The sequence below is a fragment of the Devosia chinhatensis genome (genome assembly GCF_000969445.1).
Taxonomy (GTDB): Bacteria; Pseudomonadota; Alphaproteobacteria; order Rhizobiales; family Devosiaceae; genus Devosia; species Devosia chinhatensis.
Map to the genome: position 1 here is coordinate 1,196,710 of NZ_JZEY01000061.1, position 15,486 is coordinate 1,212,195.

Consider the following 15,486-nt stretch of genomic DNA (forward strand, 5'->3'; position numbering starts at 1 on the left):
TCGGCTCCATCGCCTCCCGCCGCTTGAGGGGAGGGAGCCTGGGTGGGGTGCTGAGCCATCCAGTTTTCCCTGATCGTGGAAGACCCAGCGCCTCGCCCGAACCGCTCTCCCCCTGGGGGAGCGGACCAAAGGCCCCAGTTATTCAGGAGACGCCAATGCTGCGTTTCGTCACCAACCGCCTGATCGCCATGGTGCTGACCCTCTGGGCGGTAAGCTTTGTGGCCTTCGCCATCATCCAGCTGCCGCCTGGCGATTATCTCACCACCTATGTCGCCTCCCTGTCCGCCCAGGGCGAACGGGTCGACCCACGCATGATCGAGGCACTGCGCAACCAATATGGCTTCGGCGAGCCGTTCATCGTGCAGTACTGGAAATGGATCTCCGGCATCCTGACGCGCGGCGATTTTGGCCAGAGCTTTGAATGGAAGGCGCCGGTGACCAGCCTGATCTGGGGCCGACTGGGCAATTCGCTCCTCGTGGAAGGCCTTGCCGTACTGGTCATGTGGACCATTGCCTTGCCCATTGGCATCTATGTGGCGGTCAAGAAATATTCGCTCGGCGATTATCTGGCGACGATTGCCGGATTCATCGGCCTCGCCATTCCCAATTTCCTCATGGCGCTGCTGCTGATGTATCTCAGCTTCGTCTGGTTCGGCACCACCATAGGCGGGCTCTATTCGCCCGGTTTCGAGAACGCGCATTGGTCGCTGCCCAAGCTGATGGATTTCCTGTCGCGGGCCTGGGCGCCGGTGCTGGTCCTGGCCACCGCCGGTACGGCCGAGCTGATCCGCATCCTGCGCGCCAACCTGCTCGACGAGCTCAAGAAGCCCTATGTGGTGACCGCCCGCGCCAAGGGCCTGCCCGAATGGAAGGTGATCCTCAAATATCCCGTGCGCGTGGCGCTCAATCCGCTGGTCTCCACCATTGGCTGGTTGCTGCCCGCCCTGGTGTCGAGCTCGGTCATCGTCTCGGTCGTGCTCAACCTGCCCACTGCCGGCCCGCTGCTGCTGCGCTCGCTCACCAGCCAGGACATGTACCTGGCTGGGGCGATCATCATGCTGCTGGGCGTCCTCACCGTCATCGGCACGCTGATCTCGGACCTGCTTCTGGCCTGGATCGATCCCCGCATTCGTTATGGGAGCAAATAACATGGCCACGGAAACCATTGCCCCACCCGCAGAGCTGAGCCCGGCCAAGGTCCGCCGGGAATCGCAACTGGGCCTGATGTGGCGGCGCTTCCGCCAGCACCAGCTGGCCGTGGTGAGCCTTTGGATCGTTGTCGCCTTCTACCTCGTGGCAGCGCTCGCCGAATTTCTCGCCCCCACCGACCCGTCCGCCTATAGCGCCCGCTACACCTATGCGCCGCCCCAGGGCCTCAACTTCATCATTGCCGATGAAGATGGCTGGCGCTTCCAGCCCCATGTCAATGGCTATCGCTCCGAGGTCGACCCGGCCGCCATGCGCCGCACCTTCGTCATCGACCCCGAGGAAATCATCCCGGTGAGGTTCTTTGCGCCCTCCGAACCCTATCAGCTCGCCGGCTTCATCCCCATGTCGGTCAAGCTCATGGGTGTCGAGAACCCGCGCGATCCCTTCTATATCCTGGGTGCCGACCGGCTGGGTCGCGATCTGCTGAGCCGGCTGATCCATGGCACGCGCATTTCGCTCTCCATCGGGCTGGCGGGGGTGACGCTGAGCCTGTTCTTCGGCATCGTGATCGGCGGCTTTGCCGGCTATTATGGCGGCGTCTTCGACAGCGCGGTCATGCGGGTGATCGAATTCATCCGCTCCATGCCTACCATCCCGCTCTGGCTGGGCCTGGCCGCGGCGCTGCCCAGGGACTGGAGCGCGCTCCAGACCTATTTCGCCATCACCATCATCCTCAGCCTCATCGGCTGGACCGAACTGGCGCGCGTGGTGCGCGGGCGGTTTCTCAGCCTGCGCACCGAGGATTTCGTCACCGCCGCCCAGCTCGATGGCGCCAGCGACTGGCGCATCATCACCCGCCACATGGTGCCCATCTTCACCAGCCACATCATCGCCGCGGCAACCCTGGCCATTCCCGGCATGATCCTGGCCGAAACCGCGCTCAGTTTCCTGGGCCTCGGCCTGCAGCCGCCCATCGTTTCCTGGGGCACGCTGCTGCAGGAAGCGCAGAATATCCGCACGCTCGCCACTGCGCCCTGGCTGCTGACCCCAGGCATCTGCGTGGTCGTGGTCATCCTCGCCCTCAATTTCTTCGGAGACGGCCTTCGTGACGCCGCTGATCCCCATGGCCGCTAGTCCCATTGTCACCATCACCGACATGTCGATTTCCTTCACCTCGCCCGACGAGGCCGATATCGAGGCGGTGCGCCAGGTCGACCTGACGCTGACCCCGGGCAAGACGCTGGCACTGGTCGGCGAAAGCGGCTGCGGCAAGTCCGTGACCGCCCGGGCCGTGCTGCGCCTGCTCGACCGCAATGCCGATATCCGCACCGGAAAGATCCTGTTCGACGGGGCGGGCGGGGCTGTCGACATTGCCCGGCTCAAGCCCGACAGCGAGGCCATGCGCGCCATCCGCGGGGCGCAGATTTCGATGATCTTCCAGGAGCCGATGTCCTCGCTGTCGCCCGTCCATACGATCGGTGACCAGATCGACGAGATCATCATCCTGCATGAGCGGCTGAACCCTAAACAGGCTCGCCAGCGCACCATCGAGGTGCTCGACCAGGTCGGGGTGCCCGGCGCGAAGGATCGCGCCAATGCCTATCCGTTTGAATTGTCCGGCGGGCTGCGCCAGCGCGCCATGATCGCCATGGCCCTGGCCTGTACGCCGCGCCTGCTGATCGCCGACGAGCCGACCACCGCGCTGGATGTGACGACGCAGGCGCAGATCCTCGACCTGCTGCGGCAATTGCAGGACGATTACGGCATGGCCATGCTCTTCATCACCCATGATCTGGGCGTGGTGGCCGAGATCGCCGACGAGATCGCGGTCATGTATCTGGGCGACGTGGTGGAGCAGGGCGACGTCCACGACGTGTTCCGCCAGCCGCGCCATCCCTATACCCAGGCGCTGATGAACTCGGTGCCGCGCCTGTCGCGCAAGGCCGACCGCGTCCGGCTCTCCCCGATCAAGGGCAACGTGCCTTCGCCGCGCGACCGGCCCCAGGGCTGCGCCTTTACCAGCCGCTGCCCCTATGCCTTCGAGCCCTGCGCCGGCATAGCCCCGGCCCGCACGGTGCTCGGCCCCGACCATATCGCCCGCTGCCACCTGCTCGAACAGGTCCAGACCAAGGAGCTGGCATGACCGCGCTGCTGACCGTCGAAAATCTCTCCAAGATCTATACGCTGGGCGGAGGCCTGTTCGGCGCCTCGCGTGAACTGGTGGCGCTCAACGACGTCTCGCTCGAGGTCGAGGCCGGCGAAACCCTCGCCATCGTGGGCGAAAGCGGCTGCGGCAAGACCACTTTGGGCCGCTGCATCATCCAGGCGCAGCCGGTGACCCATGGCCATGTCTTTTATCATCCGCGCGACAAGGCCAAGGTGGAGCTGACCGGCCTGGGCAAGCGCCAGCTCAAGCCGTGGCGGCGCGAGATCCGGATGATCTTCCAGGACCCCATGAGCTCGCTCAATCCCAATATGCGCGTCTTCGACATCGTTGCCGAACCCCTGCGCGTCCATGGCATCGCCCGGGGGCGGGCGCTCGAGGACAAGGTCTATGACGTGCTCGCCAAGGTGGGCATCGCGCCCGATGCGGCCGGCCGCTATCCGCATGCCTTTTCGGGTGGCCAGCGCCAGCGCATCGGCATTGCCCGGGCGCTGGTGCTGGACCCCAGGCTGGTCATCGCCGACGAGGCGGTTTCGGCACTCGACGTCTCAATCCAGGCGCAGGTGCTGAACCTGCTCGACGATCTCAAGGCCGAGTTCGGGCTGACCTATATCTTCATCAGCCACGATCTGGGCGTGGTCAATTACATCGCCGACCGGGTGGTGGTGATGTATCTGGGCCATGTGGTGGAAAACGCGCCCACCGAGATGCTGTTCGAGCGACCGCGCCACCCCTACACCGAAATGCTGCTCGACGCGCTGCCGATTGCCGATCCCACGCGGCGCAAGGGGCGCAACAAGGAACTGAAGGGCGAAATTCCCTATCTGGGCAATCGGCCCGTCGGATGCCCGTTCCACACCCGCTGCAAATACGCCGCCGATCTCTGCCGGCAGGAAAAGCCCGCGCTGCGCTCCGTCAACGGCACGGCCCAGCTGGCCGCCTGCCATTTTGCCGAAACGCTCGAACTCCACGGCGCCTATGACGATGCGCCAAACAAGGTGCCTGCCTGATGACCTATGATCCCGCCTCCGCCAATCCGCTGTTCGGCAACCCGCTCAAAAGCCGTGCCGATGTCGAAAAGGGCCTGCGCGATCTGTTTGCGCCCTTGCTGCCCTATTTTTCCAAAGGCGGGGCTCGCGTCCGGCTCGATGGCGCCGGCGCCCATTTCGATCGCGCCGCTGCCGATCTCGAAGGCTTCGCCCGCCCGCTCTGGGGCCTGACGCCGCTGGCCGCCGGGGGCGGCGACTTCGATCATTGGGAAATCTACCGGCAGGGTCTGGCCAATGGCACCGACCCCGACCATCCCGAATATTGGGGGCAGGTCAATTCGACCGACCAGCGCATGGTGGAACTCGCCGCCATCGGCTTCACCATGAAAATGCTGCCCCATCTGGTCTGGGAACCGCTGCCGCAACGGGCAAAGGACAATCTTGCCGCCTATCTCAAGCATGCGCGTCAATTCGACTACGCGCCCAATAACTGGAAGTTCTTCCGCATCCTCGTCGATCTGGGCCTCGAGCAATGCGGTGTCGACTTCGACCGCTCGCTGACCGACGCCTATCTCGCGGAGCTGGAGGACTTCTACATCGACGACGGCTGGTATCGCGACGGCGCTATCCGCCGCATCGATCATTACATTCCCTTCGCCATGCATTTCTATGGCCTGATCTATGCAAAGCTCGCCAAGGGCGATGACAAGCGCGTGGCCGACTACAAGGAACGGGCGCGGCTCTTTGCCAAGGACATCCAGCACTGGTTCGACGAGGATGGCGGCACACTGGCCTTCGGGCGCAGCCTCACCTATCGCTTCGCCTGCGGCGGCTTCTGGGGTGCGCTGGCCTTTGCCGATGTCGAGGCGCTGCCCTGGGGCGTCGTCAAGGGCCATTTCATGCGCCACCTGCGCTGGTGGAGCAAGCTGCCGATTGCCGACCGCGATGGCATCCTTTCCATCGGCTATGGCTACCCCAACCTCTTCATGTCCGAGAGCTACAATTCGGCCGGCTCGCCTTATTGGGCGTTGAAAGCCTTCCTGCCGCTGGCGCTGCCCGAGGACCATCCGTTCTGGACGGCCGAGGAGGTCGAGGCCGACTTTGACCAGACGCCGGTGCCGCTGCGGCATCCCGGCATGGTCATGCAGCATACCAGGGGCAATGTGGTGGCGCTCTCCAGCGGCCAGCAGAACTGGCAGATGCGCCACGGCACCGAAAAATATGCCAAGTTCGTCTACTCGAGCCGCTATGGCTTTTCGGTTGAGGTGGACGAGCGGGCCTATCAGTCCGGCGCCTTCGACGGGGCGCTGGCCTTTTCCGACGACAATCGCCATTACCGTGTCCGCGAGGCGCTCGAAACCGCGCTCATTGCCGAGAACAGCCTGTTTTCCCGCTGGAAGCCCTGGGAGGATGTCAGCGTTGAAACCTGGCTGGTGCCGCAGGGCGATTGGCACGTGCGCGTCCACCGCATCCGCACGCCAAGGGCCCTGCACGCCACCGAAGGCGGCTTTGCCATTGCCCGGGCGGACCTCAATGCCGACACCTATATCGACGAGGCGGGCCGCGCGGTCGCCAAGAGCCAGACCGATCTCAGCGCCATTGTCGATCTTGCCGGCCAACGCGAGGGGCGGGCTTTCCGCGCTTTGCCGAACACCAATCTCATCGCCTCCAAGACCATCGTGCCGCAATTGCGCGGGGCGATTGCAGCCGGCGAAACAATATTGATGACTGCCGCCATGGCCCTGCCCGCGGGGGATGCGGCCGATCGGGCCTTGTCTCATCCCCCCGCCGCCCCCGACCTCGATCAACTCGAAGCGCTCTTTGCCGAAAAGGGCGTCGAGGTTAGCGCCATCCTGGTGCCGGAGCGGTTCTGATGCGGCCAAAACTTGCCTTTGCCCTGAGGGCCGACAAGACGCGGCATGTGTTTGAAGCCGATGCGATGGAGCGCCTGCGGACCTGTTGCGAGGTGATCTCCGAGACACCCATCGAGAATTTCTCCGACCCGGGCGCGCGAAATGTGCTGGAGGCAGCGGAAATCCTCGTCACCGGCTGGGGCTGTCCCATGCTCACCCCGGACGTGCTGCGAGCCGCCCCCAATCTGCGGCTGATCGCGCATGCCGCCGGGACGGTGAAGTTCACGGTCGATGCCAGCGCCTATGGGCGAGGCATCCACGTGACCCATGCTGCGGAAGCCAATGCCGTGCCGGTAGCCGAGTTTACCCTGGCAGCAATTCTCTTTGCCAATAAGCGCACCTTCGAATTGCGCGATCTCTATCGCGCCGATCCGAGCCGCCGCTCTTCCTATGCTCTCATGGACGCCAATATCGGCAATTTCCGCCGCACCATCGGGCTGGTGGGCGCCTCGCGCATCGGCCGCAAGGTGGCCTCCATGCTGGCCGGGTTCGACTTCACCGTCATTCTCTACGATCCCTTCGTGCAGGCGGGCGATCCGGTGACGGACTATGCCGAGCTGGTCGACCTCGACGTGCTCATGGCCCGCGCCGACCTGGTCTCGGTGCATGCGCCGTCACTGCCCTCGACCCGTGGCATGATCGGCTCGCGACAACTCAAGCTGATGCGGGAAGGCGCAGGTTTCATCAATACGGCTCGCGGCGCCCTGATCGACGAGGCGGCTCTCTTGGCCGAGTTGCAGACCGGGCGCATCCATGCTGTCATCGACGTCACCGATCCCGAAATTCCCGAAGCCGGTTCGCCCTTCTTCGCCCTGCCCAATGTGTTCCTGACGCCGCACATTGCCGGCGCGATCGGCACCGAGCGGGCGCGGCTGGGGCTGATGGCGGTGGAGGAGGTGGAGCGCTTTGTCCGGGGCGAGCCCATGCTGTACGAGATCGCCCCCGAATTGCTGGAGAGACTGGCGTGATGGCGGCGGGTTCCCCCTCATCCGACGCGGCAGGCGCGGGCGCGATGTCCGATGAGAACCAGGACGACGACGCCTGGCAACAGGCCCGCCTGCAATTTCTCACCTGGGATCGCAAGCCGGAACATATCGACAGCGCAGACCATCGGGCGCGGCAGACAGAGCTCTCCACGCGGGCGGGGGCGACATTCCATCCCACGGCCTATGTGGCCGAGAGGGCGGCGATCTTCACCACACGCCTGGAATTGGGCGCGGAAAGCTGGATCGGGGGACATGCCCTGGTGCGCGGAGATGTATGTTTCGGTGCCCATTGCACGGTCAATGCCTATGCCATGATTTCAGGCCAGGTGCGCTGCGGTGATGGCGTGCGCATTGCCAGCCACGCTTCGCTCGTGGGTTTCAACCACGGTTTCGATGACCCTGACCAGCCGATCTGGACCCAGAAACATGCCACCCGCGGCATCGTCATCGAGGACGATGTGTGGATCGGCGCCAATGCGGTCGTGGTGGACGGTGTAACGATCGGGCGCGGCGCCGTGGTCGCGGCCGGCTCGGTGGTCAGCAGGGATGTGCCGCCGCTGGCCATCGTCGGCGGCGTGCCGGCCAGGGTGCTGCGGTTTCGCGGGCGCAGCCGCACGACTGATGCGCGCACCCAGCTTGAGACGCTGGGCGCGCGGGCACTGGGCCAATATCAGGACGTGCTGGCGCGCAACCGGGAGGAGGGCGACTATCTCTCCCGCGAAAGCCATGGTGAGGCGCGCCGGAGCATTCGCCATCTCTGCGACGCCATCGAGATTGCGGCCGGCTTTGGCAGCGTGCCCGAGGGGCTGGATGTGCCCCGGGCCATTGCCCGCCTGCAGGCGGTGCAGGACCGGCAGACGGGCCTTTTTCCCGATCCCTATCAGCCGCCCAAGCCGGGCATGGCCCTGCGCGACGACGGGCTGGCCCTCTATAATATCCTTGCCGCCGGCTATGCGCTCGAAGTGCTGGGCAGCCAATTGCTGCATAGGGTCGAAGCGGTCGAAATTGCGGCGCCCGACCTTTGTCATTGGCTGGAGGGACTGCCCTGGCGAACCCGGGCCTGGGGCGCGGGTGCCGCCGTCGATGCCATCGGCACCGCGCTTTATTTCAATGCGCGCTATTTCACCTCCGGCCCGACGCGCGACACGCTGTTCGGCTGGCTGGCCCTGCATCAGGACCGGGCTTCGGGCCTCTGGGGTGCGCCGACGCGGGAAGAAGGATTGCTGCAGCCGGTCAATGGCTTCTACCGGCTGACGCGCGGCACCTATGCCCAGTTCGGCATTACCGTGCCCAGCCCGGAAAAAGCCATCGACTCGGTGCTGCTCAATTATCGCAATCATGGTGGATTTTCGGGCGCGACCTACACGGCCTGCAACCTGCTCGACACCATCCATCCGCTATGGCTTTGTCTCCGGCAGACCGATCATCGCCGCGCCGAAGCCGAGGACATTGCCTGCCGCGTCATCGCGCGGGCAGGCGAGCGCTGGATCGACGGGGAAGGTTTCGCCTTTGCCGATGGGCAGGTGGCGGGCCTGCAGGGCACCGAAATGTGGCTCTCGGTGATGCATCTGGCGGCAAGACTGCTCAGGCTCGAGGGTGATTTCGCCTTCGTGCCCAAAGGCGTGCACCGGACCGAAGCGGTAGGATTGGGAGTGTAGAATGGCCGACAGGAAAGCGCTCGTCGTCTGGGGCGGGATGGACTTGCACACGCCCGAGCGCGGGGCCCATGTGGTGCGCGGCCTGCTCGAAGAGGAGGGCTTTGCCGTCACGGTGACGTCCGATTATGACGCGCTGGGCGCAGAGGATGTGGGCAGCAACGCTCTTGTCGTGCCGGTCATCACCGATGGCACGCTCGCGCCCGAAAAGATGGCCAATCTGATTGCCGCCATTCGCGCCGGGACGGGGCTTGCCGGCTATCATATGGGCCTGGCGACGAGTTTTCGCGCCTCGGTGCCCTTCCGCTACGCGGCCAGCTGCTACTGGGTGCAGCATCCAGGCAATATCCTGACCTATAGGGTCGATGTGACCCGCCCCGATCACCCGATCATGGCCGGAATCGAGAGCTTCGAGCACACCTCCGAGCAATATTACCTCAACTACGACCCGGCAGTGGAGGTGCTGGCCACGACGACCTTTTCGGGTGCGGTCCATCCCTGGCGCAAGGATGTGGTCATGCCCGTCGTCTTCACCACAACGCATGACAAGGGGCGGGTGTTTTATTCGTCGCTCGGCCACACGGCGGACGAGCTGGACATCCCGCAGGTGCGCACGATTCTCAAACGCGGCCTGCTCTGGGCGGCGCGCTGACTACTGCTGTTGCTGCGCCTGGCGCCGCAGCACTTCGGATTCGGGCAGCGCATCGGCATATTTGAGTTCGCGATTGGCGCGGGCCCAGAAGGCGGGGTGGACGCGATCGAGCTGGCCCGGCGCGATTGCCACGAGGCCCAGCTGCCCCGCAAGCTCAGACTGCAGATAAAGCACCGCATTCTGCCGGTACCAGGCCGGTACGGCCTCGTCGGTCCAGAGCGTGGGGCGGATGACGTCGTGCGCACTATATCCCTGCGCGGCAAAGAGCTCGGCCCAATAGCTCTGCCATTGCTCGTTGACATGACCCACCCCGCCCTGACCGGGAATGGCGGCGCTGAAGAGGACGGCGGGCGCCATGCGCGAAAGATCGGCGACAAAGCTCTCCGCGCGCCCGGGCGAGAGATGCTCGGCCACTTCGAGCGAGAGCACCAGGTCCACGGCGGGCCCGGCAAAGCCGCGTTCGAGATCGGCCGGCTGGAACTGGATGCGCGCATTGTCGAGCATGTCGGGACGCACCCATTCCCCCTCCATGCCGAAGGCGAAGTGGGCGCCGGCCTCGAGCGCAGCCGACAGAAACGTTCCGGTGCCGCAGCCGATATCGGCGATCCTGCCGCGCGCCAGGCCCGGCGGCAGGGCGGCGAGGAGGCGCTGGGCCGCATAGGCGGTGTGGCGGCGCCGTTCGGCATAAAAGTCGGCGGGATAAAGGTCGGTGCTCATGGGCCCATAGTGCCGCGCGCCGGGCTGATGCGCTAGCGGGAAGTGGCGCTTGCCTGCCGGGTATCCGCCGTCCTAAATGCCCTCAGAAGGGACCCCTCATGCGCACCTGTTTCGATATCGGCGGCACCACGATCAAGGCCGCACGAGCCCCGGGGCCCGACGTCATCGAGTCCATCGGGCGCCTGCCGACGCCGCAGCAGGATTTTGCTGCCTTCGCCGCCGCCATGCGTACCCTTATCGCCCAAGGCGGAGCGCCGGCCGGCAGCCCGGTGGCGATATCGATCACCGGCGTCGTCGACCCCGAGAACGGTCGGGTAAAGGTCGCCAACATTCCCTGCATTGACGGGCGCGCCCTGGGCGATGAGCTGGCTGAATTGCTGGACCGGCCGGTGCTCGTCGCTAATGACGCCGATTGCTTCGTCCTCGCCGAAGCCCATGCCGGCGCGGGCAAAGGACACCGCGTGGTGTTCGGCGCGATCCTGGGGACCGGCGTGGGCGGGGGCATCGTTGCCGAGGGCAGGCTGCTGCGCGGGGCGGGCGGGCTCTCGGGAGAATGGGGGCATGGCACGATCGTTGCGACCGAAACAAAGGTGCCGCCGCACCATCTGCCCCATTTCGCCTGCGGTTGCGGTCAGTCGGGGTGCCTCGATACGGTCGGTGGCGCGCGGGGGCTCGAACGGCTGCATCAGCATCTGCATGGCCGGACCCTGGCCAGCACCGAGATCGTCGCGGCTTGGGAACAGGACGAGCCTGACGCGACCGCAACCATCGCGCTTTATCTGGAGCTGGTGGCGCAGCCTTTGGCGCTGGTGGTCAACATTATCGGACCCGACATCGTGCCGGTGGGCGGGGGCCTGGGCAATAGCGCAGCTTTGATCGCCCGGCTCGACGAGCATGTGCGCGGCGCCATCCTGCGGCGGATCGACCGGCCGCTGGTGGTGCCCGCGCAATTGAGCGTCGATGCGGGCCTGCTCGGCGCTGCAGCCTTGAGCTTTTCGGAGGAGCGAGCATGACGCTGCTCGAAATCTGCGTCGATGACGCCGCCGGCCTCGAGGCGGCGCTCGAGGGCGGGGCGGACCGGGTGGAACTGTGCTCGGTGCTTGAACTGGGTGGGCTGACGCCCAGCCCGGGCCTCGTCGCGCTGGCCGGGCGCGCCAATGTACCGGTGCGGGCCATGATCCGCCCGCGGCCGGGCGACTTTGTCTTCGGCGAGAGCGATGTCGAGGCCATGCGGGCCGAGATTGCCCATATGCGGGCGGCGGGACTGGACGGCGTTGTGCTCGGCGCCAGCCGGCCCGACGGGCGGCTCGATCTCGAGGTCCTGGCCATGCTGGCGGCGGAAGCCGGGGGCCTCGGCATGACGCTGCACCGCGCCATCGATATCGTCCCGGACTGGGAGGAGGCGCTGGAAGCCGCCATTGCGCTGGGCTTTGACACCATCCTCACCTCCGGACGCGCGGCGACGGCACCGGAGGGGATAAAGGATCTGGAGCGAGCCCTGGCCGTGGCCGGGGACCGGATCGCCATCATGGCCGGCTCGGGCATCGATGCCAGCACCGCCCCGGCCCTGCTCGACCGCGTGCCGCTTGAGGCGCTGCACGCCTCCTGCGGGGTGCCGGGCGATCCGGCCAGCGCCCCGGCCCGAAGGCTGGGCTTCGAGAGCCCGGCGCGCCGGGCTACCAGCCGCGACAAGGTGATGGCGCTGCGGGCCGTGCTCGACCGGCGCGCGGTACCTGATTAACTGCCGGTTTCGACCAGCCGCACGCCGGCCTCTGCGCAAACCTGGCGGATGGAGTCGAGCGGGCAGGTGTCGGTGATGAAGCTGTGTGCCTGCGAGAGATGGCCGATCCGCACCGGCGCGGTGCGCGTCAGCTTGGTGGAATCGGCGACGAGGATCACGTGGCGCGCATTGGCGATGATGGCCTGCGCCACTTTCACTTCGCGGAAATCGAAATCGAGCAGGGCGCCGTCCGGGTCGATGGCCGAAACGCCGATCACGGCAAAATCCACCTTGAACTGGCGGATGAAATCCACCGCAGCCTCGCCGACGATGCCGCCATCGGCCGGACGCACAACGCCGCCTGCAATCACCACTTCCGTACCGGGCACGGCACGCAGGTGATTGGCGACATTGATGTTGTTGGTGATGACCATGAGGCCGCGATGGCCGGACAGCGCCTGGCTGACCGCTTCGGTTGTCGTGCCGATATTGATAAACAGCGAAGCGTGGTCGGGAATGAGTGCGGCGGCAGCGCGACCAATGGCGCGCTTCTCGGCCGGGGCGATACCGCGACGGGCTTCGTATTCCACGTTCTCGACCCCCGAAGGGTGCATGGCCCCGCCATGGGTGCGCTTGAGTACGCCCCGGCCGCAGAGATCGTTGAGATCCTTGCGGATCGTCTGCGGGGTGACACCGAACGCGGCCACGAGCATCTCGACGCTGACGTCGCCATCCTGGCGCGCGCGCTCGACGATCTTGGCCTGCCGCATCGAAGGGTTCATTCGGTTCACCTGCTTTCGTTTTGTAAATAAACGAAAGCAGGTGCTTGCGAAAGCGCTACGCCGAACGCGCCGACCACTTCACGTCGGCAACGAAATCGAAGTCGGTGTCGAACGGGTATGAGGGGCGGGGCGTATGGTGGCGTTCGGTGCGCTCGACGAACTGATCGACCACGCCGGGCGAGAGCGCCATGATGCCCGGATTGGCGAGTGGACCGAGCTCTGGAGAAAGATAGCCGGACTTGACGGCGATAATCCGCGCCGATGCAGGGTCGAGACCCAGCCGGGTGAAGTCGGCAATGTTGTGGAAGGGGCGGCGGCGGGCGGTCAGCACCAGATCGATGCCGCCGATCCTGACCACCGCCTCGCGCAGGCGCGGTTCGTCCGTGGACAGGAGGAAGAGGACCTCTGCCTCGACATCGACGGGCGTGCTGGACCGATCGAGGCTGGCGCCGATATGAAGGGCGATGCGGGCGCCGATGCCTGCAGCATAGGCCGCTTCGGTCGCGACGCTGTCGGCAATGCCGGCAAAGATCACGCCCTGCGCATCCCGGGCGATGAGGGCAGCGAGCATCTCTGCCCGGTCACCCACGCCGCCTCCGGTGGGATTGTCGCCCGATTCCGCCAGAACGACGGGATGAGTGGGACTGGCAATGGCGCGCGCGACGCATTCTGCGATCGAGCCGGTCTCCATGCCGAAGACAAATTGCGTGCGGATGTCCCAATAATCCTGGGCCAGGCCGCGGGCGGCATGCTGCATCGCGGCCTTGTCGGTGCCGGTCACCACGGCGCAGGCCGTGGCGCGGGCCTCGTCGGCCCAGACATAGCCGACCTGGAAGGATGCATCCCAGATCCCGGTCGGTTCTTCGATCTCGTGAAGGCGGGTATAGAAGCTGCGGGCCGGCTCGTCCTGGGTTGAGGTGCGCTCGCCGGGCAGGAGCACCGGCACAGGCGCCCAGGCCAGCTTTGGCCGCACGCCCGTTCGCAGGGCCCGCACCAGCATGGTGACGGCGCGGCGCATGGTATCGGGCACATCGATATGGGGCGCGGTGCGATAGGTGGAAAAGATATCGAGTGCGTCGACGATTTTCTGGCTGACATTGCCGTGCAGGTCGTAGCTGGCGGCGATGATCACATCGGGTCCGACCACCTCGCGAACGGCCGCGATGAAATCCCCCTCGGCATCGAACATGGCTTCGACGAACATGGCCCCATGCATGGCCAGGTAGACGCCGTCGAGCGGCATGGCCTGACGCAGTCCCTCCAGGATTTCGGCTTTCCACGCCTCGTAAACGCCACGCGCCACCGGACCGCCGGCAATGGCGCGCGCATGCAGGATAGTGATGAACTCAGCCGGGAAGTGCGTCAGGAAATCGAAATACTGATCCTTGAGCATGGACGGTCCGCGCAGAACACGGAAATCGGCTTCCCGGGCCAGGACGGGATTATAGGTGCTGCATTCGGTATGCAGGCCAGCAACGGCGATGCGCATCAGAGGACCCCGGCAATCTCGGCTTCAGGATTATGTTTGCTCGTCACCGGGCGCGCCCTGAGGCGGCCGGTGAGAAAGAGGCTGAGCAGCAGGAAGGGTACGACACAGGCCACACCGATGCGGATGTCGCTGTGCTCGGCGACAAAGCCAATCAGCGGCGGACCAATGAGGAACCCTGTCAGCGCCACGAAGGACAGAACGGCCACATTGGCGGACGCCGCGCGATCGCCAATGCCGGCGGCGGCCGTGACGGCCAGCGGGAAGCCGACCGAAACGCCGAACCCGATCGTGCCGAACCCGATGAGGGCGATGGTGACATTGGGGGCGAGATAAAGGAGCACCGCGCCGAGCACGGCCAGCGTGCCGCAGAGCCGCGCCGTGCCCACCGCGCCCAGCCGGGCCTTGAGGCTATCGCCGCCGAACCGGCCCGCCGCGACCATGAAGGCGAAAACCGAATAGCCCAGGCCGACAATGCCGCCTTCGGCCATGAGAGCATCGCGCAGAAAGATGGCCGACCAATCGGCCATGGCGCCTTCGGTCATGGTGATGCCGAAGACAAAGAGACAGATCCCGATCAGGGCCGGGCTGGGGAGGGACCAGGCGGAGCGCTGCGGCGTGTCGGCCGAAGCCTGCTCGGCCTCCAGGGGCGGCAGCGCCAGGCCTGCGGCAATACCCATGGGCAGGGTCACCAGCGCCACGGCGGCAATGGCCCAATGTGGAGCAAGCCCCAGTCCGGCCATTGCGGAGCCGATCAGGCTGCCCACCATGATGCCGATGGACCAAAATCCGTGCGACTTGGTCATGATCAGGCGGCCGGTGGCCTTTTCGACCGCATCGGCGCCGACATTGAGGCCGAGTTCAAGAAAGGAAATGGCCGAGCCGGCCAGGATCAGCGCCACGAACAGCAGGAGCGGATCGGGCGAAAAGGCCGGCAGGCTCACGGCGATGGCATAATAGACGAAGCCGACAATAATTGTGGTCCGCGCCCCGATCCGACCCACCAGCGGGCCGGCAAAGGGCAGGGTGAGCAGAGTGCCGACCGGCATGCCGAGAAGGGCCAGCGCCAGGGCGGCCGGCCCAAGTCCGAGGCCCGCCTGGACTTCGGGAATGCGCGGCAGCCAGGAGCCGAAGGCGACAGGCTGGAGGAAGAAGACCAGCATGATGAGACGTTGGGGGGTGAGGAGGGGCATGGCTCAACTCGATAAGGGAGGCCACCGGTCTGTCCGCTGGCGGGGATACGGCCCCCTCCCCATGATGGGGAGGGCAGGGT

General features: G+C 65.7%; 14 protein-coding genes. 10 read left to right on the forward strand and 4 right to left on the reverse strand.

Annotated features, from left to right (window positions below; all coding sequences use genetic code 11):
• The first annotated feature begins 155 nt into the window (after positions 1-155).
• Genes VE26_RS16220 through VE26_RS16255 form a run of 8 tightly spaced genes read left to right on the forward strand, consistent with a single transcriptional unit; the run spans position 156 to position 9,508 of the window.
• Positions 156-1,148, forward strand: a complete 993-nt coding sequence (locus VE26_RS16220; protein ID WP_046106143.1) for an ABC transporter permease — start codon at positions 156-158, stop codon at positions 1,146-1,148.
• A gap of 1 nt (position 1,149) precedes the next feature.
• On the forward strand, positions 1,150-2,283 hold the full coding sequence (locus VE26_RS16225) for an ABC transporter permease (RefSeq protein WP_052715966.1): 1,134 nt from the start codon (positions 1,150-1,152) through the stop codon (positions 2,281-2,283).
• Complete coding sequence (locus VE26_RS16230; protein WP_046106144.1) at positions 2,273-3,292, forward strand: ABC transporter ATP-binding protein; 1,020 nt, start codon at positions 2,273-2,275, stop codon at positions 3,290-3,292. Before VE26_RS16225 ends, VE26_RS16230 begins: the two co-directional genes overlap by 11 nt.
• On the forward strand, positions 3,289-4,323 hold the full coding sequence (locus VE26_RS16235; RefSeq protein ID WP_046106145.1) for an ABC transporter ATP-binding protein: 1,035 nt from the start codon (positions 3,289-3,291) through the stop codon (positions 4,321-4,323). Before VE26_RS16230 ends, VE26_RS16235 begins: the two co-directional genes overlap by 4 nt.
• A complete protein-coding gene (locus VE26_RS16240) occupies positions 4,323-6,176 on the forward strand; it encodes a DUF2264 domain-containing protein (protein ID WP_046106146.1) in 1,854 nt (617 codons plus the stop codon). The genes VE26_RS16235 and VE26_RS16240 overlap by 1 nt, the downstream gene beginning before the upstream one ends.
• The gene (locus VE26_RS16245; RefSeq protein WP_046106147.1) at positions 6,173-7,183 is read left to right on the forward strand and encodes a hydroxyacid dehydrogenase; all 1,011 of its coding nucleotides are present in this window, start codon (positions 6,173-6,175) and stop codon (positions 7,181-7,183) included. The genes VE26_RS16240 and VE26_RS16245 overlap by 4 nt, the downstream gene beginning before the upstream one ends.
• A 44-nt stretch (positions 7,184-7,227) precedes the next feature.
• Positions 7,228-8,859, forward strand: a complete 1,632-nt coding sequence (locus tag VE26_RS16250) for an acyltransferase (protein ID WP_046106470.1) — start codon at positions 7,228-7,230, stop codon at positions 8,857-8,859.
• Between the two features lies 1 nt (position 8,860).
• Entirely contained in the window at positions 8,861-9,508 is a 648-nt protein-coding gene (locus VE26_RS16255) for a ThuA domain-containing protein (protein WP_046106148.1), read from the forward strand.
• Here VE26_RS16255 and VE26_RS16260 read toward each other — a convergent pair whose 3' ends face one another.
• Positions 9,509-10,225: a class I SAM-dependent methyltransferase gene (locus VE26_RS16260; protein WP_052715967.1), complete on the reverse strand. Its 717-nt coding sequence runs from the start codon at positions 10,223-10,225 to the stop codon at positions 9,509-9,511. It abuts the gene before it with no gap.
• 98 nt (positions 10,226-10,323) lie between these two features.
• On the opposite strand from VE26_RS16260, the gene VE26_RS16265 reads away from it, so the two are divergent.
• On the forward strand, positions 10,324-11,238 hold the full coding sequence (locus tag VE26_RS16265) for an ROK family protein (RefSeq protein ID WP_046106149.1): 915 nt from the start codon (positions 10,324-10,326) through the stop codon (positions 11,236-11,238).
• Complete coding sequence (locus VE26_RS16270) at positions 11,235-11,966, forward strand: copper homeostasis protein CutC (RefSeq protein ID WP_046106150.1); 732 nt, start codon at positions 11,235-11,237, stop codon at positions 11,964-11,966. Before VE26_RS16265 ends, VE26_RS16270 begins: the two co-directional genes overlap by 4 nt.
• Here VE26_RS16270 and VE26_RS16275 read toward each other — a convergent pair.
• The 3 genes from VE26_RS16275 to VE26_RS16285 are packed head-to-tail and all read right to left on the reverse strand — an operon-like array spanning position 11,963 to position 15,406.
• Entirely contained in the window at positions 11,963-12,727 is a 765-nt protein-coding gene (locus VE26_RS16275) for a DeoR/GlpR family DNA-binding transcription regulator (RefSeq protein WP_046106151.1), read from the reverse strand. The genes VE26_RS16270 and VE26_RS16275 overlap by 4 nt on opposite strands.
• 55 nt (positions 12,728-12,782) lie before the next feature.
• Positions 12,783-14,216 carry a M81 family metallopeptidase gene (locus VE26_RS16280; RefSeq protein ID WP_046106152.1) on the reverse strand — a complete coding sequence of 478 codons (1,434 nt, stop codon included), beginning with the start codon at positions 14,214-14,216 and terminating at the stop codon, positions 12,783-12,785.
• Positions 14,216-15,406, reverse strand: coding sequence for an MFS transporter (locus tag VE26_RS16285; protein WP_046106153.1), 1,191 nt, complete (start codon positions 15,404-15,406; stop codon positions 14,216-14,218). Before VE26_RS16285 ends, VE26_RS16280 begins: the two co-directional genes overlap by 1 nt.
• Positions 15,407-15,486: the final 80 nt, after the last annotated feature.